The sequence below is a fragment of the Streptomyces sp. NPDC046900 genome (assembly GCF_040644975.1).
In the GTDB taxonomy this organism is placed as follows: domain Bacteria; phylum Actinomycetota; class Actinomycetes; order Streptomycetales; family Streptomycetaceae; genus Streptomyces.
This window is the reverse complement of sequence record NZ_JBEYXD010000002.1, coordinates 427,327-445,180: the sequence shown is the minus strand read 5'-3', so window position 1 is coordinate 445,180 and position 17,854 is coordinate 427,327. Positions and strand designations below refer to the sequence as shown.

Here is a 17,854-nt window from a genome sequence, read left to right as displayed (position 1 = left end):
GCCGGATCTGGAAGCACGGTAACGTGTGGAGGTGACCGGTACTAATAGGCCGAGGGCTTGTCCTCAGTTGCTCGCGTCCACTGTGTTGGTTCTGAAACCACGAACAATCCCCGCACCCTGAGTGCTGGGCGGGTTGTCTGTTTCATAGTGTTTCGGTGGCCATAGCGTGAGGGAAACGCCCGGTTACATTTCGAACCCGGAAGCTAAGCCTTACAGCGCCGATGGTACTGCAGGGGGGACCCTGTGGGAGAGTAGGACGCCGCCGAACAAATCTTCAGAGCGGGTCCCCGAACTTCGGTTCGGGGACCCGCTCTTTTGCGTTGCGTGTCACATTGCGTTCACTTTGCCGCATCAGCATCCGAGCCATGGGTACTGCTGGAATGCTCAAGGCCGCGGGCGTCGGCCATGGTGACGAGGTCGTCGTGCCGTCGTTCGGGAACATCGAGGTTGTCGAGGCCGTGACCCTGGCCGGTGCGACCCCGGTCTTCGCCGACATAGCTCCGGCGACGTACTGCCTGGACCCTGCGGCCGTCGAGGCCGTGGTCTCCTCGCAGACCGCCGCGGTGGTCGTCGTCCATCGCTTCGGGCGGCCGGCCGACATCGCGGGCCTGCACGAGCTCGGTCAGCGGCACGGGCTCCTGGTGCTGGAGCAGGGGGAGTCCGAGACGCCGTATGCCGAGGTCGCGCAGCGGCGTGAGCGGGCGGCGTACCTCGACCGGCGGCTGCGAGGCGTGTGGACGCCCGAGAGCAGCGGCGGCCACACCTATCAGCAGTACGTGGTGCGTGTGCCGGGCAACGGCCGGCCGGACCGGGACGCCTTCGCACGGGCGGTGCGGGCCAGGGGAGTTGACTGCCGGGTTCCGGTGAAGACTCCGGTGCACCGGATGCCGGACTTCCGGCGCGATGTGTGCCTTCCGGAAACCGAGCGCGCCGCCGATGAGACGCTCTCGCTGCCGGTGGACGCGTCGCTGACCAAGCGGGAGATGAACCGGATCGTCTCCGCGTGCAACGCCCTGGGCGGGCTGCTGCAGCCCGCCTTCTGACCAGGGCTTGTGGTTGGGGCACACGCCAGTTCGGGGTATGATCTGATCCGTTGCCGCGAGGGAGACCTCAAAAGGTGACCGGCCCCTATAGCTCAGTCGGCAGAGCGTCTCCATGGTAAGGAGAAGGTCAACGGTTCGATTCCGTTTGGGGGCTCAGAGAAAAGGCCTCGCCCATAAGGGCGAGGCCTTTTTGATGTCGTGAACTCCTAAAGGGAGCCCGGGAAGTTCCCGGGCTCCAGGTCACTCCTTCGGAAGGCCCGGCACGCGCATGGCGAGGATCGCCATGTCGTCGGACGGGGCGTCGGACGCGAAGCGCTCCACCGCGCGCATGATGCGCGCCGCCACCGCTCCCGCCGTCAGGCCCGTGCAGGTCGTCAGGACGTCCGTGAGTCCGTCGTCGCCCAACATGCGCGTGCCCTCGCGGCGTTCCGTGACGCCGTCCGTGACGCACAGCAGGACGTCGCCCGGATCGAGCGTCACCGTCTGCTCGTACAGCTCCAGGTCGTCCATGACACCGAGGAGCGGCTGCGGCTCGGCGGCCGGCTCCACCGTCCCGTCCTGACGCAGCCGGAGCGGGAGCGGGTGGCCGGCGCAGACCACCTTCAGGACCGCGCTGCCGTCCTCCTGCGGCCACAACTCGCCGTAGAGGAGCGTCAGGAAGCGACTGCGGGCGCCCTCGTCGAGGATCGCGGAATTGAGGCGCTGCAGGACCGCCGGTCCGCCGAAGCCCTCGCGGGCCAGCAGGCGCAGGGCGTGGCGGGCCAGGCCGGTCACCGCCGCCGCCTCCGGGCCCGTACCGCAAACGTCACCGATGGCGAAGCCGTAGGCGCCGTCGCGGATCGGGAAGAGGTCGTAGAAGTCGCCGCCGACCTCGTTGCCCTCACCGGCCGCGCGGTAGATGACCTCGACCTCGACGCCGTCGACGTGAGGCAGTTCCGGCGGGAGCAGGCTGCGCTGGAGGGACTGGCTGATGGCCGTGCGCTCCGAGTACAGCCGGGCGTTGTCCAGGGCCAGGGCGGCCCGGCGGCTCAGGTCCTCGGCCAGTTCCAGGATCTCCTGGCGGAAGTGCTCGTCCGTCGGCTTGCCCAGCGTCAGCATGCCGATGACGCGGTTGCGCGCCACCAGGGGCAGTACGACCGTTTCGCCGCCGACCGCCGAGGCCGTCGCGAGCGTCGTCCCGATGCCGGAGCTGACCGTGGGCGGCTCGCCCAGGCCGAGGCTCCGCATGGAGGTGCGCAGCGCCGCCCGGTGGGCTTCGTCGCCGGGGGCCGGCCAGACCCTGGCGCCCGGCGTCGGGATCGGGTCCGGCGGCGGGATCTTCGACAGGAGGGCCTTGAGGCCGTCGATGCGTTCCTCGTCCTCGTGCAGGACGTAGGAGAGGTACGGCTCCGAGGCCTGGTCGGCGATCGTGTACACCGCGCACCAGGTGGCCAGCGTCGGGATGGTCATCTGGGCCATGAGGGCCAGCGTCTGGTCGCGGTCCAGGGTGCCCGCGAGGAGGTCGGAGGCTTCGACCAGGAAACTCAGTGAGCCGCGGCGCAGCCGTTCCAGTTCGCCGAGGCGGGCCGATTCGACGGCGAGGGCGATGCGGTCGGCCGCGAACTGCAGGCGCAGCGCCTCCTCGTTGGAGTAGCGGGAGGACGCCTCGGCCGCGACACCGAGGGAGCCGGTGAGCCGGCCCTCCACCTTCAGCGGGACCGTCACCACCGAGCGCATGCCCGTCCCGCCCAGCAGGGGCACCGCGCCCGGTACGGCTGCCAGGTCGTCATGGACGGCCGGCATGCGGGCCGAGCCGTAGCGGCCGGGGCCGGCCTCCACGGGGACGCGGGCGAAGCGCTGGCGGGCGGAGGGCAGGCCGGTGGAGGCGCGGACCTCCAGCTCCGTCTCGTCGTCGGTGGCGAGGAGGAGGAAGGCCGCGTCGCCGTCCAGCATGTCGCGGGCGCGCTCCACGGTGCGCTGGAGCAGACCGTCGAGGTCGTCGGGGGCCGGGGAGCCGATGAAGACTTCGAAGGGGTCGGTGGCCTTGCCGTCGGTGGCGGTCGTCGTGTCGGGGGCCGCTCCGCGCATCGGGGTCTGCAGGACGGCGCGCTCGTGGTCGCGTACCAGCAGACACACCGTGGACGGTTCGCCCGCCGTGTCGCGTACGCGCAGGTGAGAGGCGTAGACGGGGGTCACTCGGCCGTCCGCCGCGCGGATGCCGTAGCTGCCCTCCCAGCGGGAGAGCTGCAGGGCCTCGGCGACGCCTGTTCCGGTGCCGGGGGTGTGCGGCCAGGCCGTCAGGTCGGTGAGCGGCTTGCCGGTGACCTGCTCGGCGGGGTACCCGAACAGTTCCTCCGCGTCCTCGTTCCAGGCGGTGATGGAGCCGATGCGGTCGATCTGGACGACCGCGACGCGGACCCGGCCGTCGGCGAGCGGAAGGAGGTCCGCGGGCAGTGCGGGGCCCGCACTGCGGGTGCCCACCGGGCGCTCGGGCAGGTCCAGCTGGAACCAGACCTGTTTGCGCGTGGGTGTGTACTCGACTCCCCAGCGGCCGGCCAGGGCGGCGCACAGCTGGAGGCCGCGACCGCCCTCGCGGTCGGGGCCTCCCATGTTGATGGCGGTCGTCTGCAGCGGGATCTCGCGTTCCGGATAGCGGTCGGCGACCTCGATGCGCACGCCGTCGTCACTGCGCAGACACAGGACGTCCGCGGCCGTGCCCGCGTGGACGACGGCGTTGGTGACCAGCTCGCTGGTGAGGACGACGGCGTCGTCGACGATGTCGGCGAAGCCCCACCCCTGGAGGGTGTCCCGGACGAAGGACCGGGCGGTCGCGACGGATCGTCCGACGGGCTCGAAGCTGGCGGCCGCGCGCGCGGTGATCACAGAACTCCTCGTCCGGGTCTCGACGTGCGGGGCTGCCGGGCCGACCCGCTCCTGCCGAGGCAGTTGCTGGTTCCTCGCGTGCCGGGGATCCTGGGGTGGTCCCCCGGGATGCAGTCCGGTGGTCATGGTGCGGCGCCCCTCCGATGCCTGCCCGCTCGTGCTCATGTGACCGCCCAGGCCGGTCGGACCGGTACGGCTGGACAGCCGGATGCAAGGTTACTTACCTTCGCCGTCCATGCGGATGCCGGTCGCGAGTGTTTACGTCCTGAGGGTGTGCGGAGCGTGTGCGAAGCTGCCGAACTGTTATGGCCTGGTTCAGGCATGGTGAAACACTGGGCAAGCTTCCATGTGGAGGTCCGGACGGCCGAGTGTCTTGGGCCGTTCCGGGCAGGAGCACGCGCGTGCTTCCCGTGCATCGGGCGGCACCAAGCACCAGTGACCGGTAAGTCGAGCGGTCATCCTGAGCACAGCAGTGATGGTCGACCCCTGCGGGAGGGACACAGTGGAGTCTGGCGCAGCGACGCGGGGCACGAAGCCGCGCGCAAAAGGCGGACAGTCCCTGAGTAACCAGCGCAAAGCGCGCAATGGCACCACCCCGGTCGACACGGCGGAGCTGAACCGGCTGCTGGCGGCTCTGGTGTCGATGCGGGACGGCAATTTCCGGAAGCGCCTCACGGTCACCGGCGACGGCGTGATGGCCGAGATCGCCGCCGTGTTCAACGAGGTCGCCGACCGGAACCTGCACCTGACCGGGGAACTGGCGCGGGTACGGCGCATGGTCGGACGTGAGGGCAAGCTCACGGAGCGGCTGGAGACGGGGGCGTGCGAGGGCTCCTGGGCGTCCGCGATCGACGCCTCCAATGCGCTCGTGGACGATCTCGCCCGTCCTGTCTCCGAGGTCAGCCGGGTGCTCTCGGCGGTGGCGGAGGGCGACCTCTCGCCGCGCATGGAACTGCGGGCTCCGGGGCCGGAGGTGACCGGGCATCCGCTGCGCGGGGAGTTCCTGAAGGTCGGGCGCACGGTCAACAACCTGGTCGATCAGCTGTCGACGTTCACCGACGAGGTCACGCGGGTCGCCAGCGAGGTGGGCACCGAGGGCAAGCTGGGTGGGCAGGCCCGGGTGCGCGGTATGTCCGGTTCGTGGAAGGACCTCACGGATTCGGTCAACACCATGGCGTACCGGCTGACGGCACAGGTGCGGGACATCGCGCTGGTGACCACGGCGGTCGCCAAGGGCGATCTGTCCCGTAAGGTCACGGTTCACGTGGCCGGCGAGATGCTGGAGCTGAAGGAAACCGTCAACACGATGGTGGACCAGCTCTCCTCCTTCTCCTCCGAGGTGACCCGCGTCGCCCGTGAGGTGGGTACCGAGGGCGAGCTGGGCGGCCAGGCGCAGGTGCCCGGTGTGGCCGGCGTGTGGAAGGACCTCACCGATTCGGTGAACCTCATGGCCGGCAACCTGACGGCTCAGGTGCGCGGGATCGCCCAGGTCACGACCGCGGTCGCCAACGGCGACCTGTCGCAGAAGGTGACCGTCTCGGCGCGCGGCGAGGTCGCGCAGCTGGCCGAGACGATCAACCAGATGACCGAGACGCTGCGCACGTTCGCGGACGAGGTCACCCGCGTCGCCAACGAGGTCGGTGGCGAGGGCCGGCTCGGCGGTCAGGCGAATGTGCCGGGTGCGGCGGGAACGTGGAAAGACCTCACCGATTCGGTGAACACGGTCTTCCGGAACCTGACCACTCAGGTGAGGGACATCGCCGCCGTGACGACGGCGGTGGCCAGCGGTGACCTGTCGCAGAAGGTCACCGTCGACGTCGCCGGCGAGATGCTGGAGCTGAAGAACACCGTCAACGGGATGGTGGACCAGTTGTCCGCCTTCGGTTCCGAGGTCACGCGCGTGGCGCGGGAGGTCGGGGTCGAGGGTGAGCTGGGCGGCCAGGCGCAGGTCCCGGGTGCCGCCGGCACCTGGAAGGACCTCACGGACTCCGTCAACACCGCGTTCCGGAATCTCACCGGACAGGTGAGGAACATCGCCCAGGTGACGACGGCGGTGGCCAACGGCGATCTGTCGCAGAAGGTCACCGTGGATGTGTCCGGCGAGATGCTTCAGCTGAAGAACACCGTGAACACGATGGTGGACCAGCTCTCGAACTTCGCCGAGCAGGTCACGCGCATGGCCCGGGACGTCGGCACCGAGGGCCGCCTCGGCGGCCAGGCCGTGGTGCCGGGCGTCAGCGGCACCTGGAAGGAACTCACCGACTCCGTCAACTTCATGGCGGGCAACCTCACCTCGCAGGTGCGGCAGATCGCCCAGGTGACGACGGCGGTTGCCCGCGGTGACCTGTCGCAGAAGATCGACGTGGACGCGCGCGGCGAGATCCTGGAGCTGAAGAACACCATCAACAACCTGGTGGACCAGCTCTCCGCCTTCGCGGAGCAGGTGACCCGGGTGGCCCGCGAGGTGGGTACGGAGGGCCGGCTGGGCGGTCAGGCGCAAGTGCCTGGTGTGGCCGGTGTGTGGCGTGACCTCACCGACTCCGTCAACGGCATGGCCGGCAACCTCACCACCCAGGTGCGCAACATCGCGCAGGTCGCGACGGCGGTTGCCCGCGGTGACCTGTCGCAGAAGATCGACGTGGACGCGCGCGGCGAGATCCTGGAGCTGAAGAACACCCTCAACACGATGGTGGACCAGCTCTCCAACTTCGCGGAGCAGGTGACCCGGGTCGCCCGCGAGGTGGGCACCGAGGGCATCCTCGGCGGCCAGGCCGAGGTCCAGGGTGTCTCCGGCACCTGGAAGGACCTCACGCAGTCCGTGAATTTCATGGCGAACAACCTGACCATCCAGGTGCGCAACATCGCCGAGGTCACGACGGCGGTCGCCAAGGGTGACCTGTCCAAGAAGATCACCGTCGACGCCAAGGGCGAGATCCTCGAACTCGTCACCACCGTCAACACGATGGTCGACCAGCTGTCGTCCTTCGCTGAGCAGGTGACGCGGGTGGCCCGCGAGGTGGGCACCGAGGGCATCCTGGGCGGCCAGGCGCACGTCCCCGGGGTCACGGGGATCTGGAAGGACCTCAACGACAACGTCAACCTCATGGCCAACAACCTGACCACGCAGGTGCGCAACATCTCGCAGGTCGCGGCGGCCGTCGCCAACGGTGACCTGACGCGGACGGTGACGATCGAGGCGCGCGGCGAGGTCGCGCAGCTGGCTGACACCTTCAACACGATGGTGAAGACGCTGAGCTCGTTCGCCGACCAGGTCACCAAGGTGGCCCGTGAGGTGGGCACGGACGGCATCCTGGGGGGTCAGGCGCACGTACCGGGTGTGGCCGGCACCTGGAAGGACCTCACCGAGTCCGTGAACCAGATGGCGTCCAACCTGACCGGCCAGGTGCGCAACATCGCCATGGTCACCACGGCCATCGCGAAGGGTGATCTGACCAAGAAGATCGACATCGACGCGCGCGGCGAGATCCTCGAGCTGAAGACCACCATCAACACGATGGTCGACCAGCTGTCCTCCTTCGCCGAGGAGGTCACCCGCGTGGCCCGCGAGGTGGGTACGGAGGGGCAGCTCGGCGGCCAGGCCCGCGTCCGGGACGTCGACGGCACCTGGCGCGACCTGACCGAGTCGGTGAACGAGATGGCCGGGAACCTGACCCGGCAGGTGCGCGCCATCGCGCGCGTGGCGACCGCGGTGACCCGCGGCGACCTCAATCTGAAGATCGATGTGGACGCCTCCGGCGAGATCCAGGAGCTGCAGGACTACATCAACAAGATGATCGCCAACCTGCGCGACACCACGATCGCCAACAAGGAGCAGGACTGGCTCAAGGGCAACCTGGCCCGCATCTCCGCTCTCATGCAGGGCCGGCGCGATCTGGAGGACGTGGCCTCGCTCATCATGAGCGAGCTGACGCCGGTGGTCTCCGCCCAGCACGGCGCGTTCTTCCTCGCCATGCCGCTCGTCGACGGCAAGGACCTGGGCACCGACGCGGACGACGCCTACGAACTGCGCATGCTGGGCTCGTACGGCTACTCCATGGGCTCCATGCCGACGTCGTTCCGGCCGGGTGAGGCGCTCATCGGCACGGCCGCCATGGAGAGGCGCACGATCCTGGTGGAGAACGCGCCGAGCGGCTATCTGAAGATCTCCTCCGGGCTCGGCGAGGCGCCGCCCGCGCAGGTGATCGTCCTTCCCGTGCTCTTCGAGGCGAAGGTGCTCGGTGTCATCGAGCTCGCGTCCTTCACGCCGTTCACGCAGATCCAGAAGGACTTCCTCAACCAGATCGCCGAGATGATCGCGACGAGCGTCAACACCATCTCCGTCAACACCAAGACCGAGGTGCTGCTGAAGCAGTCGCAGGAGCTGACCGAGCAACTCCGGCTGCGGTCGGAGGAGTTGGAGCAGCGGCAGAAGGCGCTCCAGGCGTCCAACGCCGAACTGGAGGACAAGGCCGAGCTGCTGGCCCAGCAGAACCGCGACATCGAGGTCAAGAACACCGAGATCGAGGAGGCGCGGCAGGTCCTGGAGGAGCGCGCCGAGCAGCTCGCCGTCTCCATGCGCTACAAGAGCGAGTTCCTCGCCAACATGTCGCACGAGCTGCGTACGCCGCTCAACTCCCTGCTGATTCTGGCCAAGTTGCTCGCCGACAACGCCGAGGGCAACCTCTCGCCGAAGCAGGTCGAGTTCGCCGAGACCATCCACGGCGCTGGCTCCGACCTGCTCCAGCTGATCAACGACATCCTCGACCTGTCGAAGGTCGAGGCGGGGAAGATGGACGTCTCGCCGACGCGTATCGCGCTCGTCCAGCTCGTCGACTACGTGGAGGCCACCTTCCGGCCGCTGACCGCGGAGAAGGGGCTCGACTTCTCCGTACGGGTCTCCCCGGAGCTGCCCGCCACGCTGCACACCGACGAGCAGCGCCTCCTGCAGGTGCTGCGCAACCTCTTGTCCAACGCGGTGAAGTTCACCGACACAGGGGCCGTGGAGCTGGTCATCCGGCCCGCCCGCGCCGATGTCCCCGTGGCCATCCGGGAGCAGTTGCTGGAGTCCGGCTCGCTGCGCGACTCGGACGCCGAGGTGATCGCGTTCTCCGTGGCCGACACGGGCATCGGCATCGCGGCCAGCAAGATGCGGGTGATCTTCGAGGCGTTCAAGCAGGCGGACGGCACCACGAGCCGCAAGTACGGCGGTACGGGTCTGGGACTGTCCATCTCGCGGGAGATCGCGCGGCTGCTCGGCGGCGAGATCCATGCGCAGAGCGAGCCCGGACGCGGCTCGACGTTCACGCTGTACCTGCCGCTGCACCCGAGCGAGCTGCCGCCGCACGGCTACTCGCAGCTCGCGCCCGCCATGGAGGCCGACGAGCTGCTGGCGTCCGAGGCGGAGCGCGCCGCGTCGGGCATCGAGACCCCGGCCGAGGTGAAGTCGTACCAGGAGACCCAGAACGGGCCTGCGGCGCTGTTCAGGCGCAGGCGCAGGGCGGTCTCCGCGGGCGCGCAGCGGTCCGGCGCGGAGGAGCCGTGGTCCGCGGACCAGCAGGAGCGGGTCGTGCCCCGGCAGGGCGTGCGGTTCGCCAGCGAGAAGGTGCTGATCGTCGACGACGACATCCGCAACGTGTTCGCGCTCACCAGTGTCCTCGAGCAGCACGGACTGTCGGTGCTGTACGCCGAGAACGGCCGCGAGGGCATCGAGGTCCTGGAACAGCACGACGATGTCGCGGTCGTCCTGATGGACATCATGATGCCCGAGATGGACGGGTACGCCACGACGACGGCGATCCGGCGGATGCCGCAGTTCGCGGGGCTGCCGATCATCGCACTGACCGCGAAGGCCATGAAGGGCGACCGGGAGAAGGCCATCGAATCGGGCGCCTCGGACTATGTGACCAAGCCGGTGGACCCCGATCATCTGCTGTCCGTGATGGAACAGTGGATGCGTGAGGAGTGACGTAATCCTGAATGTTCACTCGGAGTTGCTGAGTGAGTGCGACCGGGGCCGTGTAGAAGTGCGGTGCAGGGGGAACCTTCTGGTCTCCTGCTGCGTTTCTGCTATGTGCACAGTGACATCGCGGTGACAGGGTGTGGCGACAGGCGGGGTGCGGCTACGATGACCGGCACAAGGACGGGCGGCGCAAGGGAGTCGTCCCCTGGGGTGACGTCGGGCGGCGTCACCTCGAGTCCTGAGGACAGGGGAGGCCCCAAGCCGGGGCGAGGAGGGCGGGCCATGGTGCAGAAGGCCAAGATCCTCCTGGTCGATGACCGGCCGGAGAATCTGCTGGCGCTGGAGGCCATCCTCTCCGCGCTCGATCAGACGCTGGTCAGGGCATCGTCCGGGGAGGAAGCGCTCAAGGCGCTGCTGACGGACGACTTCGCGGTGATTCTGCTGGACGTGCAGATGCCGGGAATGGACGGTTTCGAGACCGCCGCGCACATCAAGCGGCGCGAGCGGACCAGGGACATTCCGATCATCTTCCTGACCGCCATCAACCACGGCCCGCACCACACCTTCCGGGGGTATGCGGCGGGTGCGGTGGACTACATCTCCAAGCCGTTCGACCCGTGGGTGCTGCGCGCCAAGGTCTCGGTGTTCGTCGAGCTCTACATGAAGAACTGCCAGCTGCGCGAGCAGGCGGCTCTGCTGCGGCTCCAGTTGGAAGGCGGCGGCAAGTCCGCGGCCGGGGAGAGCAAGGAGCCCGCCGGACTCCTCGCCGAGCTGTCGGCGCGGCTCGCGGCGGTCGAGGAGCAGGCCGAGGCGCTGTCCAAGCAGCTCGACGACGACTCGGCGGACGCGGCGGCGGTGGCGACCGCGGCCCATCTCGAACGCAAACTCACGGGCCTGCGCAGGGCGCTGGACGCCCTTGAGCCGGGCGCTGGCAGCGGCGCCGCATCCGTGCCGTCCCAGAACTGAGCCAGGTGGTCCACGGGTTGCCCCGCGCGCCGAGAGGCGCTTGCGCGGGGCGGCCCGGATCCACTGTGTTTGGCCCACCGTTGATTCCGCGTCAGTTCGGTGCCATGCCCCGAGCGACACGAACGGGTGAAGCAGTGGGCACGCGTGTCACCTGTCGCCTCCACCGGTAATCTCACACCCATGGCCTCACGTCCCGCAGCCAAGAAGTCGCCGGCGAAGAAGGCGGCCGCTCCGAGGAAGGCTTCGGCGAAGCAGGCCCCCGCGAAGAAAGCCGCCGCGAAGAAGGCGCCTGCGCGGAAGGCCGCGGCGAAGAAGCCCGCCCCCGCGCCGGCGCCCAGCCCGACCGGGGGCGTGTACCGACTCGTACGCGCCCTGTGGCTCGGGCTCGCGCACGCCGTCGGGGCCATGCTGCGCGGCATAGGGCGGGGCGCGAAGGGGCTCGACCCGGCGCATCGCAAGGACGGCCTCGCGCTGCTGCTGCTCGCTCTCTCGCTGATCGTCGCCGCGGGCACCTGGGCCAGTCTGCGGGGCCCTGTCGGCGACCTCGTCGAGATTCTGGTGACCGGCGCCTTCGGCCGCCTGGACCTGCTCTTGCCGCTGCTGCTGGGCGCGATCGCCGTGCGCCTGATCCTGCACCCGGAGCGGCCGGAGGCCAACGGCCGCATCGTCATCGGTCTGTCCGCCCTGGTGATGGGCGTGCTCGGCCAGGTGCACATCGCCTGCGGCGAGCCCGCGCGCAGCGACGGCATGCAGGCCATAAGGGACGCCGGCGGGCTCATCGGCTGGGCCGCGGCCACCCCGCTGACGCACACGATGGGCGACGCCCTCGCCGTACCGCTGCTCGTCCTGCTCACGTTCTTCGGTCTGCTCGTGGTCACCGCCACGCCCGTGACCGCCATCCCGCAGCGGCTGCGGCGGCTCGGCGTGAAGCTCGGGATCCTGCACGACCTCGAGGACGACGACGCCTTCACCGACGACGACGAACGCTACGACGACCAGTGGCGCGAGGCGCTGCCCCGCTCCCGGCGGCGCGAGCCCGCTCCCGAGGAGTACAACCCGGACGGCGCCGAGCAGGAGGCCCTGTTCCGCCGCCGCGGCCGCCCACGCCGTCCCTCCGTGCAGCCCGCCCTGGGCCGGGAGATGGACGCCGTGGACGTCGCCGCTGCCGCCGCTGCCGCCCTGGACGGGGCCGTCCTGCACGGCATGCCGCCGTCCCCGATCGTCGCCGACCTCACGCAGGGCGTGAGCGTGGGCGACCGCGCGGAGCCGACACCGACGCCGGTACCGGCCGCGCGCCCGAAGCAGGAGAAGCTCCCGACCGGCTCCACGGTGCCCGACCTGACCAAGTCGACGCCCCCGGAGCACCGGGACCTCCCGCCGCGCGCCGAGCAGCTCCAGCTCTCCGGCGACATCACCTACGCGCTGCCGTCCCTGGACCTCCTCGAGCGCGGCGGGCCCGGCAAGGCGCGCAGCGCCGCCAACGACGCGGTGGTCGCCTCGCTCACGAACGTCTTCACCGAGTTCAAGGTCGACGCGGCCGTCACCGGCTTCACCCGCGGCCCGACGGTCACCCGGTACGAGGTCGAGCTCGGCCCCGCCGTGAAGGTCGAGCGGATCACCGCCCTGACCAAGAACATCGCCTACGCGGTCGCCAGTCCCGACGTTCGGATCATCAGCCCGATCCCCGGCAAGTCCGCGGTCGGCATCGAGATCCCGAACACCGACCGGGAGATGGTCAACCTCGGTGATGTGCTCCGTCTGGCGGAGGCCGCGGAGGACGACCATCCGATGCTGGTCGCGCTCGGCAAGGACGTCGAGGGCGGCTATGTGATGGCGAACATGGCGAAGATGCCGCACATGCTTGTCGCCGGCGCCACCGGGTCCGGCAAGTCGTCGTGCATCAACTGCCTGATCACCTCGATCATGATGCGGGCGACCCCGGAGGACGTGCGCCTGGTCCTGGTCGACCCCAAGCGCGTCGAGTTGACCGCGTACGAGGGCATTCCGCATCTGATCACACCGATCATCACCAACCCGAAGCGAGCCGCCGAGGCGCTCCAGTGGGTGGTGCGGGAGATGGACCTCAGGTACGACGACCTGGCGGCGTACGGCTTCCGGCACATCGACGACTTCAACGCCGCGATCAGGGACGGCAAGGTCAAGGCGCCCGAGGGCAGTGAACGCGAGCTGCAGCCCTACCCGTATCTGCTGGTGATCGTCGACGAGCTGGCCGACCTGATGATGGTCGCACCGCGCGACGTCGAGGACGCGATCGTGCGCATCACCCAGCTCGCGCGTGCCGCGGGCATCCACCTGGTGCTCGCCACCCAGCGGCCGTCCGTGGACGTCGTGACCGGTCTGATCAAGGCGAACGTGCCCTCCCGGCTCGCCTTCGCCACCTCGTCCCTGGCCGACTCGCGCGTCATCCTCGACCAGCCCGGCGCCGAGAAGCTCATCGGCAAGGGCGACGGGCTCTTCCTGCCGATGGGCGCGAACAAGCCGACCCGTATGCAGGGCGCCTTCGTGACCGAGGAGGAGGTCGCGGCGGTCGTCCGGCACTGCAAGGAGCAGATGGCGCCCGTCTTCCGGGACGACGTCACGGTCGGCAGCAAGCAGAAGAAGGAGATCGACGAGGACATCGGCGACGATCTCGACCTTCTGTGCCAGGCGGCCGAACTGGTGGTCTCCACGCAGTTCGGGTCCACCTCGATGCTCCAGCGCAAGCTGCGCGTCGGCTTCGCCAAGGCGGGACGGCTGATGGACCTCATGGAGTCGCGCAACATCGTCGGTCCGAGCGAGGGCTCCAAGGCGCGCGACGTTCTGGTGAAACCTGACGAACTGGACGGAGTGCTCGCCCTGATCCGTGGGGAGTCTCAACCGTAGGGATCCGGGCGGTCCCGGTTCGCCGGACGAGTGGGCTGCCCGAGTGAGTCCGTCCGCGCCTGTGGCGCGCCCGACTCCTCGGCCGTGACCCACTCGTAAGCGAGCCGTGAGCAACCGTTTCCCTTGGACGCACGTCAAGTTGAGGGAGGGGCAGGTATATCTCCCGCCATCAGGATGACCGGCCATTCTGATGGCGTACAAAGTCTCACCGCCCGGTTGCCCCACCCTTTCGTACCCCCCCTAGACTGAACTTCCAGCACAGGTGGCTGAACGCTCGAAAGGCGCCCCCGTGTCCATCGGCAACTCCTCTGACGGCAACTCCCCTGAAGACGCACGTCCGTTCGAAGACGACCGCGAAGACGCCACCGCGTCGGAGCGCCCTTCGATCGGCCGGGCCCTGCAAGAGGCGCGCATCGCGGCCGGGCTGACCGTCGACGACGTCAGCAACGCCACCCGCGTCCGTGCCGCCATCGTGCAAGCGATCGAACAGGACAATTTCGGCCCCTGCGGCGGCGACGTCTACGCGCGCGGTCACATTCGCACGCTCGCCCGCGAGGTGCACCTCGACCCGGCTCCCCTGCTGGAGCAGTTCGCCGCCGAGCACGGCGGAACGCCCGCCCCGACACCCGCGAGCCCGCTCTTCGACGCGGAACGCATCCGGCCCGAGCGGCGCGGGCCGAACTGGACCGCGGCGATGGTCGCGGCGATCGTCGCGGTGATCGGCTTCGTCGCGTTCACGGTGGTCAACGGCACCGGCGGCGACGACAGTGGCAAGACGCAGGTCGCCGAGGGCTCCACGCCGACCACCGGCAAGCCCGCCTCGCCCACGCCCAAGAGCAGCAAGTCGGCCGAGCAGAAGCCCGCGCCGTCCGACAGCGCCATCGCCGCCGCGCCGCGGGACAAGGTGACGGTCCAGGTGAGCGCCACCGACGGACGCAGCTGGATCTCCGCCAAGGACCACAGCGGCCGGACCCTGTTCGACGGACTGCTCCAGAAGGGCGACTCGCAGACCTTCCAGGACCAGGAGAAGATCGACCTGGTCCTCGGTGATGCGGGCGCCGTTCAGCTGTACGTCAACGGCAAGCAGATCCAGGACAACTTCCAGCCCGGCCAGGTCGAGCGCCTGACCTACACGAAGGGCGACCCCGTCAGCGGCTGACGGACGGCCGCTGAGCGCCCCGAACAGGCGCATACGGGATGCCCAGGGGTACACACACGACGGGGTTGGCCAAGATCGGCCAACCCCGTCGACGTGGGCTGTCAGCGGGACGAAGTAGTCTAGAGCCCATGCCTGAACGCCGTACCGTCGCACTCGTCACCCTTGGCTGCGCCCGTAACGAGGTGGACTCGGAGGAGCTCGCAGGCCGTTTGGAGGCGGACGGCTGGCAGCTCGTGGAGGATGCCGAGGACGCCGACGTCGCCGTCGTGAACACCTGTGGCTTCGTGGAAGCCGCGAAGAAGGACTCCGTCGACGCCCTGCTGGAGGCCAACGACCTCAAGGGTCACGGCAGAACCCAGGCCGTCGTGGCGGTGGGCTGCATGGCCGAGCGGTACGGCAAGGAGCTCGCGGAGGCCCTGCCGGAGGCCGACGGCGTGCTCGGCTTCGACGACTACGCGGACATCTCGGACCGCCTCCAGACCATTCTGAACGGCGGCATCCACGCCTCGCACACCCCCCGCGACCGGCGCAAGCTGCTGCCGATCAGTCCGGCGGAGCGACAGGAGTCGGCCTCCTCGGTCGCGCTCCCGGGGCACGGTCCGGCCGACCTTCCGGAGGGTGTCGCCCCCGCCTCGGGTCCCCGTGCGCCGCTGCGGCGCCGCCTGGACGGCTCTCCGGTCGCCTCGGTGAAGCTCGCCTCCGGCTGCGACCGGCGCTGCTCCTTCTGCGCCATCCCCTCGTTCCGCGGGTCCTTTATCTCGCGCCGTCCCAGCGACGTGCTGAACGAGACACGGTGGCTGGCCGAACAGGGCGTGAAGGAGATCATGCTGGTCTCCGAGAACAACACCTCCTACGGCAAGGACCTCGGTGACATCCGCCTCCTGGAGTCGCTGCTGCCCGAGCTCGCCGAGGTCGACGGCATCGAGCGTGTTCGCGTCAGCTACCTCCAGCCCGCCGAGATGCGGCCGGGCCTCATCGACGTGCTCACCTCCACCCCCAAGGTCGTGCCCTACTTCGACCTGTCCTTCCAGCACTCCGCGCCTGACGTCCTGCGGGCGATGCGGCGCTTCGGCGACACCGACCGCTTCCTGGAGTTGCTGGACACCATCAGGAGCAAGGCGCCGCAGGCCGGCGTGCGCTCCAACTTCATCGTGGGCTTCCCCGGCGAGAGCGAGTCCGATCTGGCCGAGCTGGAGCGCTTCCTGAACGGCGCGCGGCTGGACGCGATCGGTGTCTTCGGCTACTCCGACGAGGAGGGCACGGAGGCCGCGACCTACGAGGGCAAGCTCGACCAGGACGTCGTCGCCGAGCGGCTCGCCCATGTGTCCCGCCTGGCTGAGGAGCTCGTGTCCCAGCGCGCCGAGGAGCGCCTCGGCGAGACCGTGCAGGTGCTCGTGGAGTCGGTGGACGACGAGGAGGGCGCCTACGGCCGCGCCGCGCACCAGGCTCCGGAGACGGACGGCCAGGTGCTGTTCACGAGGAGCGAGGGCCTGCGGGCGGGCCGTATGGTCGAGGCGAAGGTGGTCGGTACGGAAGGTGTCGACTTGGTGGCCGAGCCGCTCGAGGGCTCGCTCGGCTGTCCTGAGGAGGGCAGATGACGGGAATCCCGGCATCCGCGGCGGGCGGCTCCTCCGGTGGGCGCAGGGCGGTCACCTCGCCGGGCGGCCCCGGTACCGCGGCCATGTCCGGCGGCGAAGCGGCCAAAGGGCCGTCCGGGCTGCCGGCCCGCGGCACGGACGCGGACGCGGACGCTGCCAAGGAGGGCGCACGGTCGGCGCGGGGCGTCAAGCTGACGGCCGTCGTGGTCAACCAGGCCAGCGTCTGGAACGTCGCCAACCTCCTGACGATGCTGCGTCTGCTCCTTGTCCCGGGCTTCGTCGCGCTGATGCTGGCGGGCGGCGGGTACGACCCGGCGTGGCGCTCCCTCGCCTGGGCGGCGTTCGCCATCGCCATGATCACCGACCTGTTCGACGGGCATCTGGCGCGGACGTACAACCTCGTCACCGACTTCGGGAAGATCGCCGATCCGATCGCGGACAAGGCGATCATGGGCGCGGCGCTGATCTGCCTTTCCGGTCTGGGCGACCTGCCGTGGTGGGTGACGGGAGTCATTCTCGGCCGTGAGCTCGGCATCACCCTGCTGCGCTTCCTGGTGATCCGCTACGGCGTGATCCCGGCGAGCCGCGGCGGCAAGCTGAAGACACTCACCCAGGGCGTGGCCGTCGGCATGTACGTCCTGGCGCTCACCGGGTGGCTCGCGACCCTGCGGTTCTGGGTGATGGCCGCGGCGATCGTGCTGACCGTCGTCACCGGGCTCGACTATGTGAGACAGGCCATCGTGCTGCGCAGGCGCGGAATCGCCGAGCGCCGGGCCGCGGCCGGGGAGGCCGAGCGGTGAACTCCGTGGCCGCCGAAGTGCTCCGGCTACTCACGGTGAGGGGTGAGACCCTCGCTGTGGCCGAGTCGCTGACCGGTGGTCTGGTGGCCGCGGAGATCACGGCGGTGTCCGGCGCGTCCAAGGTCTTCCGCGGCTCTGTGACCGCGTACGCCACCGATCTCAAGCGTGATGTCCTCGGGGTCGACGGCACTCTCCTGGATGAGCGCGGGGCGGTGGATCCGCAGGTGGCGGCCCAGATGGCGGCCGGCGTGCGGAAAGTGCTCGGGGCCGACTGGGGGCTCGCGACGACCGGTGTCGCCGGTCCGGATCCCCAGGACGGACAGCCGGTCGGCACCGTCTTCGTGGCCGTGCACGGGCCCTCGGCGGAGATGCCCGGCGAACTCGGGGGCGGGAAAGTCGCCGCTCTGCGGTTGAACGGTGACCGCGCGGAAATCCGTATGGAGAGTGTACGGAGCGTACTCGGATTGCTCCTGAAGGAGCTTACCGGCGAACAGATCGGGAATGAGCGGGCACAGGATACGGAACAGAACGGGGGGACTTGATGTTTGCAGCCCTGAGTGAACACAACAGCGCTCCCCGCACGG

Annotated in this window: 9 protein-coding genes, 1 tRNA gene and 1 rRNA gene; 10 read left to right on the top strand and 1 reads right to left on the bottom strand. The window is 69.5% G+C overall.

Going from position 1 to position 17,854, the window contains the following annotated elements:
- Positions 1 to 151: 151 nt before the first annotated feature.
- From rrf to ABZ904_RS04060, 3 genes are all read left to right on the top strand, one after another.
- Positions 152 to 268 (top strand): 5S ribosomal RNA (gene rrf / locus ABZ904_RS04070).
- 112 nt (positions 269 to 380) lie between these two features.
- Positions 381 to 1,043 carry a DegT/DnrJ/EryC1/StrS family aminotransferase gene (locus ABZ904_RS04065; protein WP_359398001.1) on the top strand — a complete coding sequence of 221 codons (663 nt, stop codon included), beginning with the start codon at positions 381 to 383 and terminating at the stop codon, positions 1,041 to 1,043.
- 81 nt (positions 1,044 to 1,124) lie between these two features.
- Positions 1,125 to 1,197: transfer RNA gene (locus ABZ904_RS04060), tRNA-Thr, on the top strand.
- Positions 1,198 to 1,283: 86 nt separating this feature from the next.
- Here ABZ904_RS04060 and ABZ904_RS04055 read toward each other — a convergent pair.
- Complete coding sequence (locus ABZ904_RS04055; protein WP_359397996.1) at positions 1,284 to 4,031, bottom strand: SpoIIE family protein phosphatase; 2,748 nt, start codon at positions 4,029 to 4,031, stop codon at positions 1,284 to 1,286.
- A gap of 376 nt (positions 4,032 to 4,407) precedes the next feature.
- On the opposite strand from ABZ904_RS04055, the gene ABZ904_RS04050 reads away from it, so the two are divergent.
- From ABZ904_RS04050 to ABZ904_RS04020, 7 genes are all read left to right on the top strand, one after another.
- Complete coding sequence (locus ABZ904_RS04050) at positions 4,408 to 9,870, top strand: HAMP domain-containing protein (RefSeq protein ID WP_361820983.1); 5,463 nt, start codon at positions 4,408 to 4,410, stop codon at positions 9,868 to 9,870.
- A gap of 276 nt (positions 9,871 to 10,146) precedes the next feature.
- A complete protein-coding gene (locus tag ABZ904_RS04045) occupies positions 10,147 to 10,830 on the top strand; it encodes a response regulator (RefSeq protein ID WP_359397992.1) in 684 nt (227 codons plus the stop codon).
- Positions 10,831 to 10,974: 144 nt separating this feature from the next.
- Positions 10,975 to 13,713, top strand: coding sequence for a DNA translocase FtsK (locus ABZ904_RS04040; protein WP_361820979.1), 2,739 nt, complete (start codon positions 10,975 to 10,977; stop codon positions 13,711 to 13,713).
- Between the two features lie 289 nt (positions 13,714 to 14,002).
- Entirely contained in the window at positions 14,003 to 14,872 is an 870-nt protein-coding gene (locus ABZ904_RS04035; protein ID WP_359397988.1) for a RodZ domain-containing protein, read from the top strand.
- A 128-nt stretch (positions 14,873 to 15,000) separates the two neighbouring features.
- On the top strand, positions 15,001 to 16,470 hold the full coding sequence (gene rimO / locus ABZ904_RS04030; RefSeq protein ID WP_361820977.1) for a 30S ribosomal protein S12 methylthiotransferase RimO: 1,470 nt from the start codon (positions 15,001 to 15,003) through the stop codon (positions 16,468 to 16,470).
- Positions 16,467 to 17,270, top strand: a complete 804-nt coding sequence (gene pgsA, locus ABZ904_RS04025) for a CDP-diacylglycerol--glycerol-3-phosphate 3-phosphatidyltransferase (RefSeq protein ID WP_359397984.1) — start codon at positions 16,467 to 16,469, stop codon at positions 17,268 to 17,270. The genes rimO and pgsA overlap by 4 nt, the downstream gene beginning before the upstream one ends.
- Positions 17,267 to 17,812: a CinA family protein gene (locus ABZ904_RS04020; RefSeq protein WP_359397982.1), complete on the top strand. Its 546-nt coding sequence runs from the start codon at positions 17,267 to 17,269 to the stop codon at positions 17,810 to 17,812. Before pgsA ends, ABZ904_RS04020 begins: the two co-directional genes overlap by 4 nt.
- Positions 17,813 to 17,854 lie beyond the last annotated feature (42 nt).